Genomic DNA, 25,652 nt, shown 5'->3' on the forward strand with positions numbered 1-25,652 from the left:
CAAGTAGCATGACGACCGCAAAGCCCGACAACTGCGCAAGTAACGGCCCCACCCAGGCCGACTACCAGACATTGGCACAATTTCGCCTGACGTTGCGGCGGTTTTATGCGTTCAGCGAGGCGGCTGCCCTGCAAGAAGGGCTGAAGCCGCAGCAGCATCAGGCACTGCTGGCGATCAAGGGCATCAGCGGCACGTCCCTGCCTAGTGTGGGCGACGTGGCCGAGCAAATGTTAATACGCCACCACAGTGCGGTAGAGCTCATCAACCGGCTCGAGCAAATGAATCTGGTGAAGCGTCTGGCTGATCCCGAAGACGGGCGCAAGGTGCGGGTGGCTTTAACGCCCAAGGCCGAAGAAACGCTGGCGATGCTCTCGGTTGCGCACATGAAAGAGCTTGATTCCCTGCGCCCCTTGCTGATGAAATTATTGCGGAATCTTCACAAGCCCGGCTGAACGCCAGGCAGGCGCATTAAACCAACCTTGCTGCCGTGGCGCAGCGCGCTACAGGCTTTCTTCAGCAGCCCGGGGGTTGTGAATAAATACCGGCTGCGACGCTTTCGGACATGGCTGCGGAATGATGTCGGCCAGCGTGTACTGATCTATGTGCTGCATGAATTTTTGCAACGCGCCTTCTATGATGGCGGTCAGGTTGCATTGTCCGCTAAGAGTGCAGCTGCTGCCCTCCAGAAAACACTCCACCAGAGCCAGATCGTTTTCAGTATCCCTTACGACGGCGCCCAGATTGATTTCTTCAGGCGGATGCGCCAGACGCATGCCGCCATTCTTGCCGCGTATGGTTTCCAGCCAGCCGCGTTGGGCCAGCCGGTGAGTGATTTTCATCAGATGCGGTTCGGATATGCCGTAAGCCTGGGCGACCTCGGCAATAGTGCAGAGACGCTCAGGATGGCGGCCCACATACATGAGCAGACGCATTGCATAATCGGTCATCGTCGTCAGGCGCATGATGGAATCCCGTTCAGGATGCGCGAGGACGTATGAGCATGGGCACAAAGCGCCACAGATACAGTGCCATGGCAGCAATCCAGGTCAGGGCGCTGGCTTGCAGCAGCAGCTGGCTGAAATTGCCCGGCCAGAGCGCGGCAAGTCTGAAGGCGACGGCGGCCATCGTCAGGTAGTAGCTGAGCAGCATGCTGCCATCGAGTTTCAGGGGGCGTCCAAGGTGTCCCAGGGCTGTGCGTGTAAGCATGCCGATGATCAGGATCATGAAGCCACCCATGCCTATGATATGCACATGCACGGCAGCACGGGCCAGCACGCCGGAGGCCAGCCCGCTTGCATGCCAGGCCGCGAACAGCAATCCGACACCCATGGCGATATAGCCCAGATACAGTATCCACAACATGGGTTTGTGCAGTACGGCCAGTGGTTTCCAGAGCAAAGTCTGCCACAGGCTGATGACGCCGATGATGGCCAGCGCCACCGCCATCAGCTGGACCTGGCCGATAATGCCCAGGATAATTGCCAGCACACTAACGACCATTTGCACATGACCGCTGCGTACCTGCATGGGTAGTTCCAGCCCCTGTACCATGCGCATGGAAAAGAAGGGAATGACCCGGCGGGCAATGAGCAGGGCAATGACCGTCATGCAGATCAGGCCCAGGTCGAAGCGCTGCATGAGCAGCAGATAGTCGCCGCCCAGCGCGGCACGCAGATAAAGCGCGTCGGCTACACCCAGCCCCAGTACCAGCAGGGGCAGGCCATAGTTGCGGCGACTTCTTCCCTTGATCATGACGCGCATGAGGCAGATGGCACTGATGCCGAAAAAGGCAAGCTCGCTGGCGCACGCGACATGCGTGGCAACATCGCCGCCGATCAGAAAGCCAATGCGCGCGACGACCCATAGCAGACATACCAGGCCCAGGGGTGTGCCCTTCAGGGGATTGAAGCCCGTCCAGGTGGCGCTGGCGGTAAGCAGAAACGCGACCGCGATGGTGGCAATAAAGCCCCACAGCATTTCGTGAGCGTGCCAGGCCATACCGACCAGTGGCGGGTTAAGCCACTGTGGCGCGAATATCCAGATTGCTATGGAGATCAGTGCCCAGCTGCCGCCGGCAATGTACAGGGGCCTGAAGCCCAGGCTGAGAAAGGCCTGCATGTTGGGACGGCTGGGACTTGCTTGGGAAGGCGAGGTAGGTTGCAAGACTTCAGCCATGATTGATCTCCGTCAGAGGCTGGTTGGGATTGTTGTTCAGCTGGTATCCGTACCACAGACTGCGCGCGATGCGTTGGGCATATTCGTTGGCGCGTTCGGCCAGAGCCCGATTTGGCAGTTCTTGTGTGGTCAGGTCAAACAGGGCCAGCCAATGCGAGAACATATTGGCTTTCAGGTCGGGAAGCGCAACGTGCTTGGGCATGGGGGTGCCTTCGTAGGTACCGGCGCCCAGCAACATGGAAGACCAGAACCGGACCATGATTGCCAGGTGTTCGTCCCAGTCATCAATGTGAGCATTGAAAATGGGGCCCAGCAGTGCATCTGCGCGGATGCGGTCATAAAAGTTGTGGACCAGCGTGGTGATTTCTTCTTCGGTGCAGAGTTCGCCTCTAGCCATGTGATTTCCAGCAGGGGAGGTTAAAAAGAAAGGACGCGATTGCGGTGATAATGCGTCTTTTTCTTAAAGATTCATTTGATAGTAATCTTATAAAAAATATGCCTGGCCGTCAATGAGGAAGGGCGCCATTTTGTGCATGGCGCGAATCTGGCGATACCTGCTGATGGCCTATTTTTCGGGCGGTTGCGACGGCAAATCGTTGGGTAAGGTAGTGCTGCCTGCGCCCAGGGCACGCTGCATGAATACAACATCAATCCATTGCCTGAACTTGAATCCCGTTGCCGGCTGCGTGCCGGCATGTGCAAAGCCCAGGCGGCGGTGCAGCCCTATGGATGCCAGGTTGTTGTTGCCCGCAATGACAGCGATCATTTGCCGCCACGGCCCCGATTCACAACGCGTTATCAGTGTCTGCAGCAAGGCGGTACCCAGGCCCTGGCCCGACAGGCCGTCAGCCAGGTAAATGGAGTCTTCCAGCGTGTAGCGGTAGGCGCTGCGCGGGCGGTACGGAGCGGCATAACAATAGCCGGCCACCTGGCCATCGACTTCGGCCAGCAGATAGGGCAGGTGCAAGGCCACGATGCGGGCACGGCGCTCCTGCATTTCGGAGGTGGACGGCGGGATTTCCTCGAAGGTTGCTGTGCTTTGCAGCACGTGCCGGGCGTAAATTGCCTGTACTGCGTCCATGTCGCCTGGCGTGGCGTCGCGTATTATGATGTTGTTTATGGTAGCCCTGCTGGTGGCTGGGTCGGGGTGAAGGGCTTGCGCGTGACTGGCGTCGACCATACTATTTGTTCAGGCAAAATGAGGGGTACACTGTCTTAACAGTATATACATCCGGAGGTCATCATGTCTGTTCCCATCAACGCACTTACCGAAGATTTTGCTGTAGCGCCACAGCTTGCCCCTGAAGACATGCAGGCGGTGGCCGATGCCGGATTCCGAAGCGTCATTATTAATCGTCCCGATATGGAAGGCGGACCTGATCAGCCCTTGTCCAGCGAAGTCATGGCGGCGGCACACGTTGCCGGACTTGAAGTGGTCTACCAGCCGGTTGTCAGTGGCGCCATGACGGCTGACGACGTTGTGCTGTTCGCAAAAAACCTGAAGTCGCTTCCAGCGCCCGTTCTTGCTTTTTGCCGTACAGGTACCCGTTGTACTTATTTGTTTCAGGCAGCCAGTGCTTTGTGACGCACTTGATCCCGATCAATAAGGCAGTGTATATACCAGTTATATTTACCATACGGTTGCGGTTAAGCTTGGCCTCATCGATTATTCACGGGGGTAAATGCCATGTTCAAGAAAATACTTATTCCAACAGATGGTTCCAAGCTGTCGGCTCAGGCAGCTAACAAGGGTGTATGTTTTGCACGCCAGATCGGCGCCGAAGTGGTCGCCTTGTATGTTACACAACCGTTTGCGGCTACGGTCGGTTTCGACGGCATGGCGGCAGCCTATGCCATCACCGATGAAGATTACGACAAAACCGCCCAGCAGCAGGCCGAAAAATACCTGAAAGCGGTGCTTGATCGCGCTGAAACCGCAGGCGTCAAGGCCAGTGGCAAGGCCGTATCCAATTTCAATGTGGCCGATGGCCTGGTGCAGGCCGCCGACGAAGAAGGCTGCGACCTTATATTCATCGGCAGTCATGGCCGCAGCGGCCTGTCGCGTTTGTTGCTGGGCAGCGTCACCATCAAGGTGCTTAGCCTGGCTAAAACGGCCGTATTGGTTTATCGCGTAAAAGAAAGCAACGACTAATCAAACAGTCTGGCACCTGCCAGAAAACAAGCCCGGTGAACTACTGTTGCACCGGGCTTGTTTTTGCCTAGTTGAATAAGGCGCCTGCCTTAAGCAGGGTTTCCCACATGCCGAGTGCCAGCGGGATACCGACATACAGCCAGAAAAGTACGAGCAAGACCGGCGAGGTTGCGCTGCCTTGTGCGACGGATACGGTATTTTGTTGCATGCTGAGTCTCCTTTATTTGGCGGCCATGGCGGGCGTCATGCCCGGTTGTTCGTTGCTCATGTGGTGGCGTGTGGCGACCGGTCGCACCAGCATGTTGCAGATAAAGCCAATAACCAGCAAACCGGCCATCAGGTACATGGTGACGGTATACGACTGTGCGGCCGGGATACCCTGGTCAACCTGGAATTGGCGTATGTAATTGACCAGCACGGGGCCGAATACGCCTGCGGCAGCCCATGCGGTCAGCAAGCGTCCGTGTATGCCACCGACATAGCGGGTGCCGAACAGGTCTGCCAAATAAGCCGGTACGGTCGAGAATCCGCCGCCGTACATGGACATGATGATGGCGTAGAACAGTACAAACAGCGCAACATTGCCGGCCGAGCCCATGCCGGGTACCAGGAAATACAGCACGGCGCCCAGGACAAAGAAGGTGTAGTAGGTATTCTTGCGTCCGATATAGTCAGACACTGACGACCAGAAGAAGCGGCCCAGCATGTTGGCCAGCGACAGCACGCCGACGAAGCCGGCGGCAGCTGCGGGGGTAATGGCGCCCTTGAAGCTTTCCTGAATCATGACCGAGGCCTGGCCCAGAACGCCTATGCCTGCCGTGACGTTCAGGCACAAGGCCCACCAGAGCAGCCAGAACTGGGGCGTTTTGATGGCCTGGTCAATATGCACGTGGTTGCGCGAGATCATGACATTCTGTGTGGCGGGAGGCGTCCAGCCATCGGGTTTCCAGTCAGCGGCCGGAATGCGAATGGCGAATGCGCCTATCATCATGGAAATGAAGTACACGGTGCCCAGGACGACAAAGGTTTCGGCCACCCCCGCCGATGTGGGCGACTTGAAATAGTTCATCAGCGAGACCGACAACGGCGATGCGATGAAGGCGCCGCCCCCGAAGCCCATGATGGCCATGCCGGTGGCCATGCCACGTTTGTCGGGAAACCATTTGATCAGGGTGGACACCGGCGATACATAGCCTATGCCCAGCCCTATGCCTCCGAGCACGCCGTACCCAAGGTACACCAGCCAGATCTGGTGCAGTGAAATGCCTGCCGCCGCCACCATGAAGCCCCCGCCAAAGCAGCAGGCGGCCACGAACATGGCTTTGCGCGGACCGACCTCTTCGAGCCACTTTCCGGCAAAAGCCGCCGACAAACCCAGAAATACAATGGCCAGGCTGAAAATCCAGCCCAGGGTGGGCAGATCCCAGTCGCCCGCCGTGGATTCGGTGATGCCCAGCAATTTGGTCATGGGGTTGTTGAACACCGAGAAGGCGTAGGCTTGCCCTATGCACAAGTGCACGGCCAGGGCGGCGGGTGGAATCATCCAGCGGTTGAAGCCAGGTGCAGCTGTGATGCGCTCCTTGCTGAAGAAACCGTTGTCTTTTGAAGCTATGCTCATGTTGTGTCTCCTAGTGGCTACTTCTGTAGAGGCCTTTGTTACTGATATGAGGAAGCAAAAAATCCCCCGCAACGGCTCGAAAGTCGTTGTGTGTGGAGTGCTGCAGGGATGGGTGGATCAGGGCGTGGTACGGGTCTTGGGAGTCAGTTGTTCCTTGTTTCGGATTATGGCCTGCAGGGCAATATCGCTGAGGGCGATATTGCTGGTCTGGCCATCCGGCTGGTGTTCCAGGAAATCCAGCATGGCAATGCGCATGCGCGGTTCCCAGAATTTCTGTATATGGTTGGCTATGCCGGCCAGACCTTCTTCGCGATCCGGCATGGCTTCAAAAAAATCGCCGATGCGGTTGGCCAGTTTTATGAGGTGGTCGATGTTGTTCAAGAGGCGCTCCCGCTATCCAGGTATTCGTGGTGGCTGTATACGGTAAAGAGGCTGCCGCGCGCGAAACCCGCCAGCATGACGTTCAGTTGATTCGCCATGTCGATGGCGTAGGAAGTGGGAGCCGATACGGCAACCAGGGTGGAAATGCCCGCCGAGGCGGCCTTCTGAACCATTTCGAAGCTGGCGCGGCTGGAAATCACCGCAAACCCGGCGTCGTTGGCCGCTGTTTCCTGCGGCGACAGGCGCAGGCGATGGCCTATGAGCTTATCCAGGGCGTTGTGGCGGCCAACGTCTTCACGCACGTATTCAATATCGCCGGCGCTGTTGGCCCATCCGGCTGCGTGGGTGGCGCCTGTGGTCTGATGCAGCGCCTGCATGGAGCGCAGTTGCTCTACCGCCTTTGCGATGGCCTGCGTGGTATACCGCCCGGGTTGCGGGGGTAACGGATCAAGCTGACGCTGTACTTCATCAAGGCTTTCGATGCCGCATAATCCGCAGCCGGTGCGTCCGGCCAGGTTGCGTCGGCGCAGTTTCAGTTCGTTCAGGCAGGCACTGGCGATGGTGACTTCCACCACCAGACCCTGCGGGCGCTCGACGATTTCCAGGTCGTAGACGTCGCGGGCGTTGCGGATAATGCCTTCCGTGTAGGCGAACCCGACGGCAAAGTCTTCAAGGTTGGCAGGTGTCAGCAGCAAGGTGGCATGGCTGATGCCGTTGAACTCCAGCGCCACGGGGACTTCCCGGGCGATCTGGTCGTCTTCCGCCAGCATGGGTTTGCCGGCGCCCGTACGCCAGACTGTGTAGGGTGTGTGGCCAGCCGACACCGTTGTGGTGTCGGGCTGATCGTTGCTTGTTATGGTACTGGTCATGCTATTGGGCGGGAGTTAAAGTTTTAGCCGTAGCCTCGATGGGATCGGCCGGTGCCTTGGGCCGTTCGGGTTCAGCGGCGGCTGCCGCTTCCTGCTTGCGCTGCTCCAGAAGCTCCATCTGGATGTCGCTGAAGCGCGACCACCGGGCCTGCCACTGTGAAGGTTCGGTGACCAGCCTGGCCTGCACGGCGGTCACCTTGTATTCGGGGCAATCGGTGGCCCAATCGGTGCTGTCGGTGGTGACGACGTTGGCGCCCGATTCCGGGAAGTGGAAGGTGGTGTAAAGCACGCCTGGCTGTACACGGGTTGTGACATCGGCCCGCAAGACGGTTTCGCCCGAACGGCTTTGTATGGCCACCATGTCGCCCGGGCGTATGCCGCGGTCTTCGGCGTCGGAAGGGTGTATTTCAAGAAGGTCTTCGTTGTGCCACAAGACGTTGGGGGTACGCCGGGTCTGTGCGCCGACGTTGTACTGCGAGAGTATGCGCCCGGTGGTAAGCAACAGCGGGAAGCGACGTGTGCTGCGTTCGTCGCTGGGGATGTACTTGGTGATCATGAACCTGCCTTTGCCGCGCACGAACTCGTCGACGTGCATGGTGGGCGTACCATCCGGGGCGGCGTCGTTGCAAGGCCACTGCACGCTGCCGCCCAGTTCATCGATTTTCTTGAACGAGACGCCCTGGAAGGTGGGTGTCAGGCGGGCGATTTCATCCATGATCTCGCTGGGATGGTTGTAGTGCATGGGGTAGCCCAGCGCGTTGGAGAGCGCGCAGGTTGCTTCCCAGTCGGCCATGCCGGCCTTGGGTTCCATGACCTTGCGCACGCGTGAGACGCGCCGCTCGGCGTTGGTGAACGTACCGTCTTTTTCAAGAAAGGACGAACCCGGCAGGAAGACATGGGCGTACTTGGCCGTTTCGTTCAGGAAAATATCATGGACGATGATGCATTCCATGGAGGCCAGCGCCGCGGCGACGTGCTGGGTGTCGGGGTCGGACTGCACGATGTCTTCGCCCTGGCAGTAAAGCGCCTTGAACGAGCCGCTGATGGCGGCATCAAACATATTGGGAATACGCAGGCCCGGCTCGGGCTGCAGCGTGACACCCCATTCGCGCTCGAACTGGCCGCGCACGACGTCGTCGGAAATGTGGCGGTAGCCGGGCAGCTCGTGAGGGAAGGAGCCCATGTCGCAGGACCCTTGCACATTGTTCTGGCCCCGCAGGGGGTTCACGCCCACGCCTTCGCGCCCCAGGTTGCCGGTGGCCATGGCCAGGTTGGCGATGGCCATGACGGTAGTGGAGCCCTGGCTGTGCTCGGTGACGCCCAGGCCATAGTAAATGGCGCCATTGCCGTGTGTGGCATACAGTCGGGCGGCGCCGCGCAGGTCGGCGGCCGGCACGCCGGTTTCGGCTTCCATGGCCTCGGGCGAGTTTTCGGGCAACGAGACAAAGTCGCGCCATTGCTGGAAGGCCGCTGTTTCGCAGCGTTCGGCGACATAGGTTTCGTCGATCAGACCTTCGGTGGCGATGACGTGCGCCATGCTGGTCAGGACAGCGGTATTGGTGCCGGGACGCACAGGCAGGTGATAGTCGGCCTTGATGTGGGGAGAGTCGACCAGTTCGATCTGGCGCGGGTCGATGACGATAAGCCGGGCGCCTTCGCGCAGGCGCCGCTTCAGGCGCGAGGCAAATACCGGGTGGGCTGCGCTGGGGTTGGCGCCCATGACGATGACGACGTCGGAATGCATGACTGAGTCGAAGGTCTGGGTACCGGCCGATTCGCCCAGCGTGGTTTTCAGGCCGTAGCCGGTGGGCGAGTGACAGACCCGGGCGCAGGTATCGACGTTGTTCGTGCCGAAGGCGGCGCGCACCAGTTTTTGAACCAGATAGGTTTCTTCGTTGGTGCAACGCGAGGAGGTCAGGCCGCCCACCGAGTTCTGGCCGTACTTGGCCTGTATGCGCTTGATTTCCGATGCGGCATGGTTCAGGGCTTCGTCCCAGCTGACTTCCTGCCATGGATCGCTGATGCTGGCGCGTATCATGGGCTTGAGCATGCGGTCTTCGTGGGTGGCATAGCCCCAGGCGAAGCGCCCTTTCACGCAGGAATGGCCGCGATTGGCCTGGCCGTCTTTCCAGGGCACCATGCGTACGACTTCCTGGCCTTTCATTTCAGCCTTGAAGGAGCAGCCCACACCGCAATAGGCGCAGGTGGTTATTACCGAGTGCTCGGCCTGGCCCATATCGATGACGGATTTTTCAATCAGCGAAGAGGTCGGGCAGGCCTGCACGCAGGCGCCACAGGAGACGCAATCGCTGTCCAGGAAAGAATCATGCTGGCCGGCTGTGATGCGCGAATCGAAGCCCTTGCCTGTGATGGTCAGGGCGAAAGTGCCCTGGACCTCGTCGCAGGCGCGCACGCAGCGGCTGCAGACTATGCATTTGCTGGGGTCATAGGTGAAGTAGGGGTTGGACTCATCTGCCGTGTCGTTCAGGTGGTTCTCGCCGTCGAATCCGTAACGCACGTTGCGCAAGCCCACCACGCCGGCCATGTCCTGCAGTTCGCAATCGCCGTTGGCCGGGCAGGTCAGGCAGTCGAGCGGGTGGTCGGAAATATACAGTTCCATTACGTTGCGGCGCAGTTCGTGCAGCTTGGGCGTTTCCGTTGTGATGACCATGCCGTGTTCGACCGGTGTGGTGCACGATGCCAGATAGCCGCGCCGGCCTTCGATTTGCACCAGGCAAAGGCGGCATGATCCAAAGGCCTCGAGATTGTCGGACGCGCACAGCTTGGGGATGTTGATGCCGGCTTCGGCAGCGGCGCGCATCACTGAAGTACCTGCAGGTACGTCGATTTCGGTGCCGTCTATGGTTAGCGTAACGGTTTCGCTGCTGGTCGAGGCTGGAGTGCCGTAATCCCGTTCACGTTTGGCGATGGTCTCTAGCATGGGGGCTCCGTCAGGCGACTTGCGCGTTGGTGGTGGTGGAAGAAGGCAGGCCGAAGTCTTCAGGAAAGTGCTCGAGCGCAGACAGGACGGGGTAGGGCGTCATGCCGCCCAATGCGCACAGGGAGCCGGCCAGCATGGTGTCGCACAGGTCGCGCAGCAAGACGACCTGTGCTTCACGCTGTTCGTTGCGGCGTATTTTTGCAATGACTTCGGTGCCGCGCACGGCGCCGATACGACAGGGCGTGCATTTGCCACAGGACTCGATGGCACAGAACTCCATGGCGTATTCAGCCAGGGCGGACATGTCGGCGGTTTCGTCGAAGGCAACCAGGCCGCCGTGGCCGACCATGGCCTGCATGGCTGTGTAGGCCTCGTAGTCTATGGGGGTGTCCCACTGCGATCGGGGCAGGTAGGCGCCCAGAGGCCCGCCAACCTGCACGGCCCGCAAGGGCTTGCCGCTGGCGCTTCCGCCACCGAAGTCGTGCAGCAGTTCGTTCAGCGTGATGCCAAACGCCTTTTCAACCAGGCCGCCTTGTTTCAGATTGCCGGCCAACTGGAAAGGCAGGGTTCCGGTGGAGCGGCCCATGCCGTAATCGCGGTAGAAGCTGGCGCCGCGGGCGAGGATGATGGGCACCGAAGCCAGCGATATGACGTTGTTAATGACCGTGGGTTTGCCGAAGAGGCCGCTTATGGCCGGCAGTGGCGGCTTGGCCCGAACCAGGCCACGCTTGCCTTCCAGGCTTTCAAGCAAAGAGGTTTCTTCGCCGCAGATATAGGCGCCGGCGGCGGTGCGGACTTCCAGGTCGAACGCCCGCCCGCTGTTGCGGATACTGCTGCCCAGCCAGCCGGCATCGCGCGCGCGGCCGATGGCGGCTTCCAGGGCCGCGATGGCGTACGGATATTCTGACCGTACATAGATATAACCATAGGTAGCTTCGGTGGCCAGGCCCGCGATGGTCATGCCTTCTATGAGTGCGTAGGGATCGCCTTCCATGAGCATGCGATCGGAAAACGTGCCCGAGTCGCCTTCGTCGGCGTTGCAGACTATGTACTTCTGGTCGGCCGGAGTAGCCAGCACGGTTTTCCATTTGATGCCGGTGGGAAAGGCGGCGCCGCCGCGCCCGCGCAAGCCCGATGCGGTGACTTGTTCGACGATGGCGGCGGGTGTCAAGGCGAGCGCTTGGGTAAGGCCTTTGAAGCCGTCGTGGGCCTGGTAGTCGGACAGTGACAGGGGGTCGGTGATGCCGACGCGCGCAAAGGTAAGGCGTTCCTGGTTCTTCAGGTAGGGGATTTCTTCGGTAAGACCGTGGGCCAATGCATGGGGTTTGCCTTCCAGCCAGCCTGCGTCGAAAAGCCCTGCTACGTCTTGCGGTTCGACGGGGCCATAGGCCGCGCGGCCGGTCGGCGTCTGGATTTCGACCAGGGTTTCAAGCCAGAGCAGGCCGCGCGAACCGTTGCGCACCAGCTCTATGGTCAGGCCGCGGCGTTCGGCTTCCCGGGTGATGGCGGTGGCAACGGCATCGGCGCCGACCGCGATGGCGGCGCTGTCTTTGGGAACAAAAATTTTTGTGATCATGCTCATGCCACACCCCCTTCGGCCGCCATCAGGCGGTCGAGTTTTTCGGGGGTCATGCGGGCATGTGGCCGGCCGTTGATCATGACTGCGGGTGATTGCGCACAGAGGCCCAGGCAGTAAACGGGTTCAAGTGTGACCGCCCCGTTGGCGGTGGTGCCATGGAAATCGCAGCCCAGGCTTGCACAGGCGTGCTCGGCCAAAGCATTGCCGCCCATGGCCTGACAGGACTCGGCCCGACAGACCTGGAGTAGCACCGGCCCGGCGGGCGTTTCGCGAAAATGTGGATAGAAGCTGATGACGCCTTGTATTTCGGCGCGCGATCGTTGCAGTGCCTGTGCCAGCAGGGGAACGGCCGTTGCGGGAATATAGCCCAGCACGTGCTGTATGGCGTGCAGGATGGGCAGTAGATTGCCCAATTGGCCCTGGTACTGTTGCAGTGCTTGTTGTGTGACCTGCCGGACGGTTTCGTAGGACGGGCTGAATTCATTTGAATCTGATGGCGTGTGCATGACGCGTTCCTTCCTTTGCGTAGCTTTTTGTGTTTTTTGTCTCTTATATGCTTTAAATTGCATATATATGATTATTTACTTTGATGTAATCTACACGCGGTAAATCAAACAATCAATAAGAAGAAATGTGCATATAAGATATTTTTGCTGAAATTTTATATGAAATAAAAAACATATAAAACCAGGTGTATATCGGGATGAGGTGACAAATGTCGTACAAATTCAAGGCGCGTCTAAGCTCCGATTGGGTGCTGGAAAAACCTTCGGGCACGGTGTTGCCATTAAGCGAGGTGCTGCGCTTGCTGGCGGCCATCGATGCCACCGGGAATATCTCCGGTGCCTGTAAGGCCTGTGGGCTGTCGTATCGCCATGCATGGGGGCTTTTGCGCAACGCCGAAAAAGAATTTGAGGTGGCGCTCATTGAAACCTCCCGGCGGCAAGGCTCCAAGCTCACGTCCTTCGCCCAGCATCTTATCTGGGCCAATCGCCGTGTCGATGCACGCCTGATGCCCACCCTTGAAAGCATGGCGTCAGAGCTGCAGGAGGAACTGGAAAGGTTGTATCCGGACAGCACCCAGCGTCTGCGTTTGCACGCCAGCCATGGCTTTGCCGTTGAAGGCCTGATGCAGCTGGCCAATGGCATGGATATGTTTCCGCTTGAATTGCGCTACCGTACCGCTATCGAAGCGCTCGCTTCGCTGGACCGCAACGAGTGTGATCTGGCCGGTTTTCAGGTCCCGCTGGGCGAGTTTGAGCAGCCCATACTCCAGCGCTATGCCCAGTGGCTGGATCCTGATCGCCATGTGTTGATCCATTTGGCCGTGCGCAATACGGGCATGTTCATCAAGCCCGATAATCCCAAGCGTATCAGCTCGGTGGCTGATCTTTGCAACCCGGACATTCGCTTCGTGAACAGGCAGATAGGGTCCAGTACGCGTTATCTGGTCGGCTTGATGCTTCAGGAATTGCAGATCGATACCGCACGGGTACAAGGTTTCGACAGCAACGAGTTCACCCATATGGCGATTGCCGCCCATATTGCCAGCGGCATGGCCGATGTGGGCATAGGTGTGGAAACAGCGGCCTGGCGCTGTGGGCTGGCATTCATTCCCTTGGTCAAGGAGCGCTACTTTTTTGCCGTGCACCGTGATACGCTGGGCACGCCCAACATGGAGCGCTTGCTGAATTTGATGAATGGCGACGAGTATCAGGCCTACGTCATGCAGCTGGTGGGCTATGATGCCAGTCGAATGGGGCGGGTGCAGACGCTGGAAGAGGCCTTTGGTGCCGAATTTGTTGCATCTCTGGGTAGATAGATCAATAGCTTTATGATTACAGCATGAGCAAAGTCATTTTCCATCAGCCGCAAGGCGCTGGCAGCATTTCGCAGGGCGGGTTGGCCGATCAGTCTTCCGATACGGCTGCACCTGTGCTCGATACGCGGCGCCGGCCGCTGCGCGATCTGCGCATATCTGTCACCGACCGATGCAATTTTCGCTGTACTTATTGCATGCCACGAGAAGTGTTCGGCGCCAGCTACAAGTTCATGCCTCATTCCTCCTTGCTCAGCTTCGAGGAAATCACGCGCATTGCCGGTGTGGCTGTTGGGCTGGGCGTGCAGAAAATCCGGCTGACTGGTGGCGAACCTTTGCTGCGCAAGAATATCGAAGCACTGGTCGCCATGCTTGCCGGCTTGCGCACGCCGGAAGGGCGGCCGGTCGAGATTACGCTTACCACCAATGGCACCTTGCTGGAAAAGAAGGCCCTGGCCTTGAAGCAAGCCGGGCTGTCGCGGGTATCCGTCAGTCTGGATGCGCTCGAGGAACCCTTGTTCGAGCGCATGAGCGACAGTCAGGTCAGCGTCGAAACCGTACTGCGAGGAATTGATGAAGCCGCGCGTGTTGGCCTGGCTCCGGTCAAGGTCAATATGGTGGTGCGCAAAGGCATGAACGACGGGCAGATTGTGCCCATGGCAAGTCATTTTCGCCGTAGCGGCCATATCCTGCGCTTTATCGAGTTCATGGATGTGGGTACGACCAATGGCTGGAATATGAGCGAGGTGCTTACCGGCGCCCAGATCCTGGAGCGTATTTCCGAGGTTTTCCCGCTCGAGCCTGTGGCGGCCGGCTATTCAGGCGAGGTGGCAAAGCGCTGGCGCTATACCGACCAGGCTGGCGAAATCGGCCTGATCACCAGTGTTTCGCAGCCATTTTGCGGAGACTGTACGCGTGGGCGCCTGTCGCCCGAGGGCAAGTTCTTTCTGTGCCTGTTTGCCGGGCAGGGTCACGACTTGCGCGCCCTGGTACGAGACCCGGCGGCCGGTGATGCGCAGATTGCCGCTGCGCTCTCGGGTATCTGGTCCCGGCGTGATGATCACTATTCCGAGCAGCGCGGGCAGGAAACTGCGGGCCGCGAAAAAATTGAAATGAGCTATATAGGCGGATGATCGCAAGCGATAGCGTAACCGGCCTGATTCTTGCCGGCGGCCAGGCCAGGCGCATGCAAATGGTCGCAGAGCACGCTGGCACGGTCATAGACAAAGGCATGCTGGATTTGCAGGGCGAGCCCCTGGTGCGGCATGCGCAGCGCTTTCTGGCGCCGCATGTGCAAAATATGCTGATCAGCGCCAATCGCAATGAGGCAGCCTATGGCGCCTACGGGAATGTCATCAAGGATGATCCATTGCTGGGCAGTGCCCTGGGCCCGTTGGCAGGCATAGAGCGTGCCCTTGCCCTGGCGCCAACACCCTGGTTGCTGGTGCTGCCTGTAGATGTGGTGAATCTGCCGTCCGACCTTGTGCCACGCCTGTTGCGGGTTGTCGATGAACAGGCCGCACCCATAGCCTACGCCCGAACGGAACAGCGGGTGCATCCCTTGTGCATGGCGCTGCACGTGCGTCTGGCCGACAGCTTGCGCCGCTATTTGATGGACGGTGATCGCAAGGTGCAATTATGGCAAAACCGGCATCATACGGTGCCGGTTTTGTTCGAAGGCGATGAGCTGTTCTTCAATGTGAACACGCCCGAAGACCTGAGCTATGCCAACCAGTGCTGGAAGTCGTAGTAGGGCACGATAGCGCCGTCCTGCACGGGGGTGTTCGCCGGAATCCGGGCCAGGCCACTGGCCCACGACAGTGAGCTGATAATGCCCGAACCCTGCTGGGTATGGGGTGTCAGTTGCATGACACCACTTGCATCAGGCCGGGCACTCACACGCAGAAACTCTTCACGGCTGTCATTGAATGTTTTTTGGGTACATAGCCGCCCGTACTGCAATATGGGCATGACCTGCGCGCGACCCTGCATGCTGCGTATCAGCGTGCTGACCAGGGTGGTAAAGACGGCAAAGGCGGATACCGGATTGCCGGGCAGACAAACGATGGGCTTGTTGGCGGCATGTGCCAATGCAACGGGCTTGCCTGGCTTCATGCTGACCCGCCATAAGTCCAGTGTGCCACCGAACTGTTCGATCGCGGGTTTGACCAGGTCTTTCTCGCCCACCGATACGCCTCCGACCGTGAGCACCAGGTCGCAGTCCTGCAGCAAGGTTTCAAAGGCCTCATGCAGGGATGCTTCGGTATCGAGTGCGTGCAGTACATGCACTGCCCTGGCACCCATGTTCTCGACCAGGGCGGCCAGCATGGCGCCGTTGGAGTTGTATATGTGTTCATCGCCGCGTGGCTGTCCCGGGTTCACCAGTTCGTCGCCAGTAGTGAGGATGCCGACTTTCAACTGGGCGTAAACGGATAGTTCGGCATAGCCTTGCGAAGCCAGCATGGCAATCTGTGATGCACCCAGCAACGTGCCTTTGGCGAACACCTGATCACCGGCGCGTATGTCCTCGCCGCGATATCGTATGTGGGCGCCTTTTGCCGGAGGCCGATGTATGGTGAGTGCATTGTCGACTTCTTCAGCATCTTCCTGCATGACGATGGTATCGGCGTGCTCAGGCAGCAGGCTGCCGGTGAACAGGCGTATGGTGTTGCCTGGTTGCAGGGCTTGCGGCTTTACGCCAGCATAGCAGCGCTGCTGTACCGGCAGGCTCCGGCCCGGCTCGTAGTCGGCATGGCGTATGGCATAGCCGTCCATGGCGCTGTTGTCGGCGGGCGGCAGATCGAGTGTGGCGAATAAAGTCTGAGCCAATACGCGGCCGCGTGCCTGGACCAGGGGGCAGTTTTCTGTAATGGAAGGATGGCCTCCGGCGGCGGCCAGCCGTGACTGGGCGGAATCGAAATCAAGCATGATATTGGCTGCCGAAATTGCAGGGCTTATGTGTGCTGTCGAGCTGCTCTTTGATGATGCCTTCCCACCCGGTCCGGCAAGCGCCGGTCGAGCCTGGCAGGCAAAACACCAGCGTATTGTTGGCGCTGCCCGCGAAGGCGTCTGACTGCAGCATGGAGCTGCCTATGTCCCGATAAGACAGGTGGCGGAACAGTTCGCCAAAGCCGCTGATGATCTGATCCATCAGGGGGGCGATGGCATCGACAGTGGATTTTTCATGTGTGAAGCCCGTACCGCCATTGGTGATGATGACCTGCAGCTCGTCGTTGGCGATCCAGTCGCTGATGATCTTGCGTAACTGATACAGGTTGCCGGATGTGATCGCGCGGGTATCGCAGCGGTGGCCGCTGGCACGCAGGCTTTCGACCAGATAGTCACCTGAGGTGTCGTTGCTGCTGTCGCGGGTATCGGATATGGTCAGGACCGCACAGTTCAGTGAAACCGGCGGCAGGTTGGGTGCTGCTTTGCTCATGGTATCCCTTGTGGTTCAGGTTTTTGTATGGGAGGTGTCCCAGGCGGAAGTTTTGCTTGCGTCGGCTTCGCGCTGCTCTACCCAGAACTGTTCGCCGCTGGCCAGCGTTTCGCGTTTCCAGAAGGGCGCGCGTGTTTTCAAGGCGTCGATGATGTATTCGCAGGCCTTGAAGGCATCGCCCCGATGGGCGCCGGCGGCGGCTACAAAAACGATTTGATCAGCGTTCTGAAGTTCGCCGACACGATGCACAACCAGGCAATCGTCGATGTCCCAGCGCGATTTGGCCGTGGAGCACAAATCTTCGATTTCTCGTTCGCACATGCCGGGATAGTGCTCGAGAAACAGCGATTGCGTGGCGGCGTCGGGAGTGTAGTCCCGCACGTATCCGGTGAAGGTCACCACGGCGCCGGCCTTTCCTGCACAACGCTGGCGCAGTTCGTTCATGAGCTGCGCGACATCGAAGTCGGCTTCTTGCACAATAACCACGGCTCAGCCTCCGGTGACGGGTTCGAAGACGGCGATCTCGTCACCAGGATGAATCAGGCTGCTGTGAGGCGAGTGATATTGGTTGATCGCAAGCTTCAGGCGTTCCATGGGCTCGAGCTGAGGGTAGCGCTGGCCCAGGGCGGCCAGCCAGTCTGTACCGCTTATGGGTTCGGACAGGGGCCATAGTTCTTCACGCAGCTGGGTGAGCTCTGCGATCCGGGCGAAATACTTTACTTTAATCGTTGCGCCATTCACCGCTTTTACCTCCGGATTTGTAGCGTAGTCGTATGTTCTCAAGGACGATGCCCTTGTCGGCGGCCTTGCACATATCGTAGATGGTCAGTGCGGCCACGCTGCAAGCCGTCATGGCTTCCATTTCAACGCCTGTGGTGTGGTCGGTGCGGCAGGTTGCCGTGATGGTGATGCTGTGCGTGGCGTCGTCGGGCATGAAATCTATGCCGGCAAAGCTCAGGGGCAGGCTATGGCACAGCGGAATGAGTTCGGCGCAGCGCTTGGCAGCGAGCACGCCTGCCACACGAGCGGTGTTGAGCACTTCACCCTTGGCGTTTTCGCGGCTGGACAACAGCTGATAGGCGGCGGGGCTCATGCGGATGCGGCCTTCGGCCACTGCACAGCGCTGGGTGGACTGCTTGCCGCTGACATCGACCATGCGGACCTGGCCCGACTCATCAAGATGACTAAGAACGGGTGTTTCGGTGGAAGAAGTGCTCATTGTGTTTATGTAAAGGCTATTGAAACTGCAGCTCTATATCATATACGCAATCCTGGCGGTGTCGACCACGCCGTCGTATGATGTTGGCTTCTATCAAAGGAGAACGTGATGACGATCAAAGTAGGTGATCGGGTACCCGAGGGGGCCTTGGCCGAGTTTATCGAAACTGCCACCGATACTTGCGCTGTGGGGCCCAATAGTTTTCAGGTTGCCGACCTGGTCAAAGGCAAGAAAATTGCCTTGTTTGCCTTGCCCGGGGCTTTCACGCCAACGTGCTCGGCCAAGCATCTGCCTGGCTACCTCGCCTTGCATGACGAGCTGAAAGCCAAGGGTGTGGATGAGATCTGGTGTGTATCGGTCAATGATCCTTTCGTCATGGGCGCCTGGGGCAGGGATCAGGGAGTAGATGGTCGTGTGCGCATGCTGGCCGACGGCAGTGCGATCTGGACCCGTGAACTGGGGCTGGAGCTCGACCTCACGGCTCGCGGTATGGGCATACGCTCGCAACGCTATTCGGCCTTGCTCGACGACGGAGTAGTCACCAAACTGAACATCGAAGAGAGCGGTCAGTTCCAGGTCAGCGACGCTCAAACATTGCTCAATCAGGTTTCCTGAAACCTGTACGAAGGTTCTGGTCCTCATGATGGTGCAAACGATAGGTGCTTTTTTCTCCCTGTATCTGGCAACGATACTGTTGCTGCTGGGGTCCGGGCTGTTCAACACCTATCTGGGCCTGCGCCTTACGTCTCTGTCGGTTTCCGAGTTGTGGGTGGGTGGCCTGATCGCCATTTACTACCTGGGGCTGGTGTTCGGCGCCCGGATAGGGCACAAAATCATTATTCAGGTTGGTCACATACGTGCCTATGCGGCAACCGCCGCCATTGTCACGGTGACCATACTGGCGCTGGCACTGATTGATAACCTGTGGGTTTGGCTGGGCTTGCGTTTCGTGGCCGGCATTGCCATGGTGACCCAGTTCATGGTGCTGGAAAGCTGGCTTAACGAACAAACCGAGAATCACCAGCGAGGCAGGGTGTTTGCCTTCTACATGGTGTGCTCCAGTCTGGGCACGGTGCTGGGCCAGTTGTCGCTGACCCTGTTCCCGACCTTGAACTATCAACCCCTTATCTTTGTCGCCATGTGCTCGGCCATGTGCCTGGTGCCGGTGGCGCTGACCCGACGCCTGCATCCCGCCCTGCAATTGCCCGCACCTTTGCACATCAAATACTTTGTATCGCGTGTGCCTATGTCCCTGACAGTCTTGTTCGTGGCGGGTACGATTACCGGCGCCTTCTACGGTCTGGCGCCTGTCTATGCTGCCAAGCAAGGCCTGACCAGCAGTCAGATAGCCGTATTCCTGGCGGCTTCGGTGGCTTCGGGTGTGGTGGCCCAATGGCCGCTGGGCTGGCTTGCCGATCGTATCAGCCGGGTTGGCATGATACGCGTCAATGCTTTGGTGCTGGCGGTTCTTGCCATTCCCCTATGGGGCTGGTGGACGCTGCCTTACTGGCTGCTGGTGGTGTTTTCCTGTTTTTTTGGCGCCTTGCAATTCACGCTGTATCCACTGGGCGCCGCCTTTGCCAATGACAACGTCGATCCCGATCGCCGTGTGGGTCTTAGTGCCATTCTGTATATGGTGTATGGCATAGGGGCTTGTATAGGCCCGTTAGTAGCCGGCGTCCTGATGCGTGAGCTTGATAGCAGTGTCTATTTTGTCTTTGTGTCCGCCTGCGCGGTGGTGCTGGTGGCGCTTGTACGTCCGCAACGCGTGACCGGAGAAAATTTAAGCGACGATGCCCCCACGAATTTTGTGCCCATGTCGGATACGCTGCATTCCTCTGAGGTGGTCGCTACACTTGACCCGCGGGTTGATGTGGAAACTGATATTTCCTTTGTTCCGGTCGAACCCGAGGAAGTCAAACAGCAAGCAGACAACACGGATCCGCATGAGGTTGCCACCCTGGTGCCCTCTGCAGATTCTGCTGTCACCGGTCAGTCGTCAGCGGGGAATCAGGATCACGATCGCGCTGATGGCCAGGACGATACCCAGCACATTGATCAGCGATAGTTTCTCTTTGAAGAAACCGGCACCGACCAGCGTGCCTAATGAAATAACGCCGATATTCATGGCCGAGAACACCAGGGTGGGGTTTTCGGGGAATACCTGGTGGGCCCGAATATAAAAGTAGATATTGCTGAAATTAAGCAGACCCAGCAGCACCCCTGCCAGTACATTGCGCCGTTTCCAGACGCTGCGGCGAATGATCAGATAGGCAAAGATCAATATGCCGGCCAGCGTGAAGGACGCCAGCAGGCTGCTGGAAAATACGGCGCCGCTCTTGGCCATCTGCTTGAACAGGATATCTATGGTGCCGTAGCCCAGCCAAACAGCGAGCAGGTAGAGCGCGCTCTTCAGTGTTTCCCCCGATCCTTGCTGTGTCTGCGGGCGGATCAGCAGGCAGACCAGGGCCGTCAAGGCTACGGCTATGCCTGTCAGCTTGCTGCCTGAAAGGGCTTCACCAAACAGGAGGAACGAGGCGATCAGCGGGATGAACAGCGACAGACGCTGGGCCGCATCGCTCAGCACGATGCCTGCGTGCCGCACTGCTGCAGCCATCGCCAGAAAGATGGTCGGCAGCAGTACGCCCAGTGTGACAAGTATCCACCAGGGGGTTGCCGGGTTAAGCAGCGTTGAGGGCTCAGGCTGCAATATGAACAGGCACAGCCCGGCGGCTACCACGTAGTTCACGGCAATGGCCTGATCTATCTGGATATCTTTCCGCCGGGCAACTTTCAGCAATATGGATACGGCAACACTGCAGGCGATGCTGATGATTAATGTGTACATGAAAGAGTGTCGGTGGCAGGTTGGTGGGTGTTTGCATTGGCAGCAGCGACCAGGCCGAGGCGCTCGAAAAGCTGCTGATCCTGGTTGAACTGCGGGTTGGACGTGGTCAATAGCTGATCGCCGTAGAAAATTGAATTGGCTCCAGCCATGAAGCACAAGGCCTGCATGGCGTCGCTCATTGCGTCGCGACCAGCCGACAGCCTGACGACAGCGCGGGGCATGGTCAGGCGTGTCACCGCAATGGTACGCACAAACTCAAAGGGGTCGATGTCGGGGGCGTCCTGTAGCGGTGTACCGGCAACCTTGACGAGATTATTGATCGGAACCGACTCGGGATAGGGCGTCAGGTTGGCCAGTTGTGCGATCAGGCCGGCGCGGTCACGGCGCGATTCGCCCAGCCCGACTATCCCGCCACAGCAGACGTGAATGCCGGCTTCACGGACACGCTCCAGCGTGTCCAGGCGGTCCTGGTAACTGCGTGTGGTGATGATGTGGTCGTAAAACTCGGGCGACGTGTCCAGATTGTGGTTGTAATAGTCCAGGCCCGCATCGCGCAGGCGCTCTGCCTGGCCCTGCTTGAGCATGCCCAGCGTGACGCAGGTTTCAAGTCCCAATGCTTTGACCGCAGCAACCATCTCGATCACGTTGTCCAGCTGGCGTGCAGTGGGCGAGCGCCATGCGGCACCCATGCAGAAGCGCTGGGCTCCATTGTCTTTGGCTTTTCTGGCGGCCTTGAGTACGGTTTCTAGCGACATCAGCTCTTCCCGCCTTCCGTCGGCATCGTGTCGGGCCGATTGCGGGCAGTACGCGCAGTCTTCGGGGCAGGCGCCGGTCTTGATGGACAGCAGGCTGGAAAGTTGTACAGCGTTGGCCTGATGATGTTCGCGGTGCACCGTTTGTGCCTGGTGCAGCAAATCCATGAAAGGCAGCTCATAAAGCTGCATGATCCGGGCAGGGGTCCAATCCTGGCCGGGAGTGAGCTGCGGGAGTATTTCGGTTCGGGCAATAGGTTTCATGGCGGCCATATTAGAAGGCCGGCGAGCACGCGACAAGCGAACGAAGGGTGGTTTTTAATTTGTTTTTAAGTGGTTTTGCTGTAATTTTGGCGAATATAGGGGCAATTTGTCTTAACTCGACGGGTGCCTCGGCAAAGCCGGTTTGACCATGCGTGTGTATTATTTTGTAACCTTGATGGGCTGCCCAGAGCGCAATCATGATCCGGCCTTCAGCTGACACCCGAGTAGCGTTGGCCGGCCTCGCGCAGTGCCCTTGCCAGCAGGGCGTAGGCGGGGCGGCGTGGATCCCGTTTTCGGGTGAACAAGGCAATCGGAGGCAGTGACCAGTTTAATGAATAGGGCACGATGGCTACGCCGGCAATGCGCACAAGTTCTTCGGCCACGTCGGCCGGCACGATAGAAATGGCCTGATCATTGGCGGCGATCAGTTCGCCGGTGAGCTTGGTCGAGTCGTTTTCGACTATGGGTGTGGGCGGTGTCAGGCCTGCTTCCAGGAAGATGGCGTTGACCTGCTCGCGTTCGGGGGTATGCAAGGTTCCCAGGATCCAGTCCAGTCCCAGCAGTTGCCCCCAGTCGGAGTGCCGGCGGGCCAGCTGGGCCGCCAGTCTTCGGCTGGAGATCAGGCGTGGTTGCTGGGTGTACAGCACTTCAAAATCCAGGCCGTCGATATCCAGTGCCGGCGTGCTGCGGCCTACCACCAGATCAAGCGTGTGGTCGCGCAGGTGGGCCAGCAGCTCATGGCTGTCGGCTTCGCGCAGGGTCATGACCAGGCGCTGATCGCCGGCCAGAGTGGCTTGCTGGATCGCGCTGGATAGAATCTGTCCGGAAATAAAGGGGATGATGCCGGCATGCAGACGGGCGGTGTGTCCGGCTGCAACCGCTTCCATGTCGCGGGTCAGGCGGTCGAGATCGTTCACCATGGCTCGCGCGTGGGCCAGGGCGACACGGCCCAGCGGTGTAGGGGCCATGCCACGTGTAGAGCGGTTGAACAGCTCTGCGCCGAACATGGACTCGAGTTCGGCCAAGGCTTTCGTGATGGCTGGCTGACTGGTCGACATGGCGTCGGCCACGCGAGTGAGCGAGCCCAATTCTTCGATGTGCAGCAGCAACACACAGTGGCGCATTTTGAAACGCTGGCTGAGCTTATGCAGGACTTCATCCGGGTTGAAGTAGGCCATAATTCCCAATAAATAACTTTTTTATTATTGAATAATACTAAAACAGAATAATTAAGTTATGGTGCAGGCATAGAATATTGCCATTACTCACGACAAGAGGTCAGAAAATGGCTACAGCAGATCGGCAAGCGGCGTTGGATTACCACGAGTTTCCCCGTCCCGGTAAGGTATCAGTCACGGCCAGCAAGCCCATGGCCACCCAGGGAGACCTGGGTCTGGCCTATACGCCCGGGGTGGCGGCGGCTTGCGAAGAAATCGCCGACAACGCCATGAACGCATTCCGGTTCACCGGGCGCGGCAATCTGGTGGGCGTGATCACCAATGGCACGGCAGTGCTTGGCCTGGGCAATATCGGTCCGCTGGCGTCCAAGCCTGTCATGGAAGGCAAGGCTGTCCTGTTCAAGAAGTTTGCCGGCATTGATGTGTTCGATATCGAAATCAATGAAACCGACCCCGACAAGCTGGTCGACATCATTGCCGGCCTTGAGCCTACGTTCGGCGGCATCAATCTGGAAGACATCAAGGCTCCCGAATGCTTTATCGTCGAGCGCAAACTGCGCGAGCGCCTGAGCATCCCCGTCTTTCACGATGACCAGCACGGAACCGCCATTTGTGTGTCGGCTGCCTTCATCAATGGCCTGAAGGTCGTCGAAAAAGAAATCACCCAGGTCAAAGTGGTGGTGTCGGGTGCCGGTGCAGCAGCGCTGGCTTGTCTGGATCTCATGGTAGATCTGGGGCTGCCGCTGGAAAACATCTGGGTTTCCGACATTGAAGGCGTGGTCTACACGGGGCGGGAAAAGCTCATGGATCCGCAAAAAGCCCGATTCTGCCAGGATACCGAGGCGCGCACGCTCGATGAAATCATAGACCAGGCCGATGTATTCCTTGGTTTGTCGGCCGGCGGCGTGCTCAAGCCGTCCATGGTTGCGAAAATGGCTGCCCGTCCGCTGATTCTGGCCCTGGCCAACCCGCGTCCTGAGATATTGCCCGAAGAGGCGCATGCAGTGCGCGATGACATCGTGATGGCCACGGGTCGTTCCGACTATCCCAACCAGGTCAACAACGTGCTGTGCTTCCCCTATATTTTCCGGGGTGCACTCGATGTGGGTGCCACCACAATTACCCGCGAGATGGAAATGGCTGCCGTCTACGCCATCGCCGCACTGGCCGAAGAAGAGCAAAACGAAGTCGTCGCCGCGGCTTATGGCACTTACGATGTTTCGTTTGGCCCTGAATACCTCATACCCAAACCCTTTGATCCGCGTCTGATCGTTCGCATCGCCAGTGCGGTGGCCAAGGCGGCCATGGACAGCGGAGTAGCAACCCGGCCCCTGACTGACTTCGAAGCCTATGTAGGCCAGCTTGAACAGTTTGTCTACCACTCGGGCGCGTTCATGAAGCCCTTGTTCTCCGCCGCCAAGCAACTGGTGCGCGAGGGCGGCAAGGCGCGTATTGTGTTTACCGAGGGCGAGGAAGAGCGTGTTTTGCGGGCCGTCCAGGTCATCGTGGATGAAAAGCTGGCTCGCCCCATTTTGGTCGGCCGGCCGCAGGTATTGCTCTCGCGTATTGAAAAATATGGCCTGCGCATACGCCTGGGTCAGGATGTTGAAGTCACCAACCCCGAGTACGACGAGCGTTTTCATCAGTACTGGACTACCTACTGGGAAATGCGTTGCCGCCAGGGCGTAACCAAGGAAATGGCCCGCGTTGAGATGCGTCGCCGGCTGACCTTGATTGGCGCCATGATGGTGCACCTGGGCGATGCCGACGGCATGATCTGCGGCACGGTCAGCGGCTTCCACGAGCACCTGCGGTTTATCGACGAGGTCATAGGGAAAAAACCGGGCGTACAGACATATGCCGCCATGAACGTACTTTTGCTCAATGAGCGTACGGTGGCGCTGGTTGATACGCACGTGAACGACGACCCCTCGGCCGAGCAGATTGCCGAGTTCACCATCGCTGCCGCAGAAGAAATGAAGTGGCTGAACATGACGCCCAAGGCGGCACTGCTGTCGCGCTCGAACTTTGGATCGGGCAGCTCACAGTCAGGAACCAAAATGCAGCGGGCACTGGCGCTGATACGCGAGCGTGAACCCGGCCTTGAAATCGATGGCGAAATGCACGGCGATTGCGCCCTGGATGCCGCGTTGCGGGCACGCATATTGCCCCAGTCCAGCCTGGAAGGTGCTGCGAACCTGCTGGTTTGCCCCAACGTCGACGCCGGCAATATTGCCTACAATCTGCTCAAGACCGCAGCAGGCAGCAACGTGGCCGTGGGGCCCTTCCTGCTGGGGGCCAATGCGCCGGTGCATGTCCTGACCAACAGTTCATCGGTACGGCGCATCATCAACATGGCGGCCCTTACGGTGATCGACGCCAATCGCTAGTGATAAAATCGCCGCGAACAACTAGCGG

The 25,652-nt window shown here is 58.8% G+C and carries 28 protein-coding genes; 9 read left to right on the forward strand and 19 right to left on the reverse strand.

Annotation, left to right across the window (positions count from 1 at the left end; all coding sequences use genetic code 11):
• Positions 1-8: 8 nt before the first annotated feature.
• On the forward strand, positions 9-452 hold the full coding sequence (locus LKR43_RS00530; RefSeq protein WP_227681873.1) for a MarR family winged helix-turn-helix transcriptional regulator: 444 nt from the start codon (positions 9-11) through the stop codon (positions 450-452).
• Between the two features lie 48 nt (positions 453-500).
• Here LKR43_RS00530 and LKR43_RS00535 read toward each other — a convergent pair whose 3' ends face one another.
• The 4 genes from LKR43_RS00535 to LKR43_RS00550 form a co-directional block, all read right to left on the reverse strand.
• The gene (locus tag LKR43_RS00535) at positions 501-962 is read right to left on the reverse strand and encodes an Rrf2 family transcriptional regulator (RefSeq protein ID WP_227681875.1); all 462 of its coding nucleotides are present in this window, start codon (positions 960-962) and stop codon (positions 501-503) included.
• Positions 963-975: 13 nt separating this feature from the next.
• Complete coding sequence (locus LKR43_RS00540) at positions 976-2,175, reverse strand: NnrS family protein (protein WP_227681878.1); 1,200 nt, start codon at positions 2,173-2,175, stop codon at positions 976-978.
• Positions 2,168-2,572: a group III truncated hemoglobin gene (locus tag LKR43_RS00545; RefSeq protein WP_227681880.1), complete on the reverse strand. Its 405-nt coding sequence runs from the start codon at positions 2,570-2,572 to the stop codon at positions 2,168-2,170. The genes LKR43_RS00540 and LKR43_RS00545 overlap by 8 nt, the downstream gene beginning before the upstream one ends.
• Positions 2,573-2,740: 168 nt before the next feature.
• On the reverse strand, positions 2,741-3,355 hold the full coding sequence (locus LKR43_RS00550) for a GNAT family N-acetyltransferase (RefSeq protein WP_227681882.1): 615 nt from the start codon (positions 3,353-3,355) through the stop codon (positions 2,741-2,743).
• Positions 3,356-3,418: 63 nt separating this feature from the next.
• Between LKR43_RS00550 and LKR43_RS00555 the strand changes: the two genes are divergently transcribed.
• Positions 3,419-3,760 carry a TIGR01244 family sulfur transferase gene (locus tag LKR43_RS00555; protein WP_227681883.1) on the forward strand — a complete coding sequence of 114 codons (342 nt, stop codon included), beginning with the start codon at positions 3,419-3,421 and terminating at the stop codon, positions 3,758-3,760.
• A 102-nt stretch (positions 3,761-3,862) separates the two neighbouring features.
• Positions 3,863-4,327 carry a universal stress protein gene (locus tag LKR43_RS00560; RefSeq protein ID WP_227681885.1) on the forward strand — a complete coding sequence of 155 codons (465 nt, stop codon included), beginning with the start codon at positions 3,863-3,865 and terminating at the stop codon, positions 4,325-4,327.
• Positions 4,328-4,394: 67 nt separating this feature from the next.
• Here the strand turns inward: LKR43_RS00560 and LKR43_RS00565 are convergent, their stop codons facing one another.
• The 7 genes from LKR43_RS00565 to LKR43_RS00595 all read right to left on the reverse strand — a co-directional run bounded on the left by LKR43_RS00565 (position 4,395) and on the right by LKR43_RS00595 (position 12,221).
• Complete coding sequence (locus LKR43_RS00565) at positions 4,395-4,535, reverse strand: oxalate:formate antiporter (protein ID WP_227681888.1); 141 nt, start codon at positions 4,533-4,535, stop codon at positions 4,395-4,397.
• Positions 4,536-4,547: 12 nt separating this feature from the next.
• Entirely contained in the window at positions 4,548-5,945 is a 1,398-nt protein-coding gene (locus LKR43_RS00570; RefSeq protein ID WP_227681890.1) for an OFA family MFS transporter, read from the reverse strand.
• A 117-nt stretch (positions 5,946-6,062) separates the two neighbouring features.
• Entirely contained in the window at positions 6,063-6,326 is a 264-nt protein-coding gene (locus tag LKR43_RS00575) for a formate dehydrogenase subunit delta (RefSeq protein WP_227681892.1), read from the reverse strand.
• Positions 6,323-7,195: a formate dehydrogenase accessory sulfurtransferase FdhD gene (fdhD, locus tag LKR43_RS00580; protein ID WP_227681894.1), complete on the reverse strand. Its 873-nt coding sequence runs from the start codon at positions 7,193-7,195 to the stop codon at positions 6,323-6,325. Before fdhD ends, LKR43_RS00575 begins: the two co-directional genes overlap by 4 nt.
• A gap of 1 nt (position 7,196) precedes the next feature.
• A complete protein-coding gene (fdhF, locus tag LKR43_RS00585; RefSeq protein WP_227681895.1) occupies positions 7,197-10,136 on the reverse strand; it encodes a formate dehydrogenase subunit alpha in 2,940 nt (979 codons plus the stop codon).
• Positions 10,137-10,146: 10 nt separating this feature from the next.
• A complete protein-coding gene (locus tag LKR43_RS00590) occupies positions 10,147-11,718 on the reverse strand; it encodes an NADH-quinone oxidoreductase subunit NuoF (protein WP_227681897.1) in 1,572 nt (523 codons plus the stop codon).
• Positions 11,715-12,221 carry a formate dehydrogenase subunit gamma gene (locus LKR43_RS00595; RefSeq protein WP_227681899.1) on the reverse strand — a complete coding sequence of 169 codons (507 nt, stop codon included), beginning with the start codon at positions 12,219-12,221 and terminating at the stop codon, positions 11,715-11,717. The genes LKR43_RS00590 and LKR43_RS00595 overlap by 4 nt, the downstream gene beginning before the upstream one ends.
• A 209-nt stretch (positions 12,222-12,430) precedes the next feature.
• Between LKR43_RS00595 and LKR43_RS00600 the strand changes: the two genes are divergently transcribed.
• From LKR43_RS00600 to mobA, 3 genes are read left to right on the forward strand one after another with little or no spacing between them, the layout of a single operon-like run.
• Positions 12,431-13,537 (forward strand): substrate-binding domain-containing protein, encoded by a 1,107-nt coding sequence (locus tag LKR43_RS00600; protein ID WP_227681901.1) that lies wholly within the window; start codon positions 12,431-12,433, stop codon positions 13,535-13,537.
• Positions 13,538-13,560: 23 nt separating this feature from the next.
• A complete protein-coding gene (gene moaA, locus LKR43_RS00605; protein ID WP_227681903.1) occupies positions 13,561-14,667 on the forward strand; it encodes a GTP 3',8-cyclase MoaA in 1,107 nt (368 codons plus the stop codon).
• Complete coding sequence (gene mobA / locus LKR43_RS00610) at positions 14,664-15,284, forward strand: molybdenum cofactor guanylyltransferase MobA (RefSeq protein WP_227681905.1); 621 nt, start codon at positions 14,664-14,666, stop codon at positions 15,282-15,284. Before moaA ends, mobA begins: the two co-directional genes overlap by 4 nt.
• Here the strand turns inward: mobA and glp are convergent.
• Genes glp through moaC form a run of 5 tightly spaced genes read right to left on the reverse strand, consistent with a single transcriptional unit; the run spans position 15,257 to position 18,192 of the window.
• On the reverse strand, positions 15,257-16,462 hold the full coding sequence (gene glp, locus LKR43_RS00615; RefSeq protein ID WP_227681907.1) for a gephyrin-like molybdotransferase Glp: 1,206 nt from the start codon (positions 16,460-16,462) through the stop codon (positions 15,257-15,259). The genes mobA and glp overlap by 28 nt on opposite strands.
• On the reverse strand, positions 16,455-16,973 hold the full coding sequence (moaB, locus tag LKR43_RS00620; protein WP_227681909.1) for a molybdenum cofactor biosynthesis protein B: 519 nt from the start codon (positions 16,971-16,973) through the stop codon (positions 16,455-16,457). The genes glp and moaB overlap by 8 nt, the downstream gene beginning before the upstream one ends.
• Before the next feature lie 15 nt (positions 16,974-16,988).
• On the reverse strand, positions 16,989-17,459 hold the full coding sequence (locus LKR43_RS00625) for a molybdenum cofactor biosynthesis protein MoaE (RefSeq protein WP_227681911.1): 471 nt from the start codon (positions 17,457-17,459) through the stop codon (positions 16,989-16,991).
• Between the two features lie 3 nt (positions 17,460-17,462).
• Positions 17,463-17,714: a MoaD/ThiS family protein gene (locus tag LKR43_RS00630; protein WP_227681913.1), complete on the reverse strand. Its 252-nt coding sequence runs from the start codon at positions 17,712-17,714 to the stop codon at positions 17,463-17,465.
• Complete coding sequence (gene moaC / locus LKR43_RS00635) at positions 17,695-18,192, reverse strand: cyclic pyranopterin monophosphate synthase MoaC (RefSeq protein ID WP_227681914.1); 498 nt, start codon at positions 18,190-18,192, stop codon at positions 17,695-17,697. The genes LKR43_RS00630 and moaC overlap by 20 nt, the downstream gene beginning before the upstream one ends.
• Positions 18,193-18,300: 108 nt before the next feature.
• Here moaC and LKR43_RS00640 point away from each other — a divergent pair, with 108 nt between their 5' ends.
• The gene (locus LKR43_RS00640; RefSeq protein ID WP_227681915.1) at positions 18,301-18,807 is read left to right on the forward strand and encodes a peroxiredoxin; all 507 of its coding nucleotides are present in this window, start codon (positions 18,301-18,303) and stop codon (positions 18,805-18,807) included.
• Between the two features lie 28 nt (positions 18,808-18,835).
• Positions 18,836-20,260, forward strand: a complete 1,425-nt coding sequence (locus LKR43_RS00645) for an MFS transporter (RefSeq protein WP_227682287.1) — start codon at positions 18,836-18,838, stop codon at positions 20,258-20,260.
• Here LKR43_RS00645 and LKR43_RS00650 read toward each other — a convergent pair.
• The 3 genes from LKR43_RS00650 to LKR43_RS00660 form a co-directional block, all read right to left on the reverse strand.
• Positions 20,192-21,040, reverse strand: a complete 849-nt coding sequence (locus LKR43_RS00650) for an EamA/RhaT family transporter (RefSeq protein WP_227681916.1) — start codon at positions 21,038-21,040, stop codon at positions 20,192-20,194. The genes LKR43_RS00645 and LKR43_RS00650 overlap by 69 nt on opposite strands.
• Positions 21,028-22,056 (reverse strand): biotin synthase BioB, encoded by a 1,029-nt coding sequence (gene bioB / locus LKR43_RS00655; protein ID WP_227682288.1) that lies wholly within the window; start codon positions 22,054-22,056, stop codon positions 21,028-21,030. The genes LKR43_RS00650 and bioB overlap by 13 nt, the downstream gene beginning before the upstream one ends.
• Positions 22,057-22,265: 209 nt before the next feature.
• The gene (locus tag LKR43_RS00660) at positions 22,266-23,234 is read right to left on the reverse strand and encodes a LysR substrate-binding domain-containing protein (RefSeq protein ID WP_227681917.1); all 969 of its coding nucleotides are present in this window, start codon (positions 23,232-23,234) and stop codon (positions 22,266-22,268) included.
• A gap of 107 nt (positions 23,235-23,341) precedes the next feature.
• Here LKR43_RS00660 and LKR43_RS00665 point away from each other — a divergent pair, with 107 nt between their 5' ends.
• Entirely contained in the window at positions 23,342-25,624 is a 2,283-nt protein-coding gene (locus LKR43_RS00665; RefSeq protein ID WP_227681918.1) for an NADP-dependent malic enzyme, read from the forward strand.
• Positions 25,625-25,652 lie beyond the last annotated feature (28 nt).

The organism is Pusillimonas sp. MFBS29, from assembly GCF_020687695.1.
In the GTDB taxonomy this organism is placed as follows: Bacteria; Pseudomonadota; Gammaproteobacteria; order Burkholderiales; family Burkholderiaceae_B; genus Pusillimonas_C.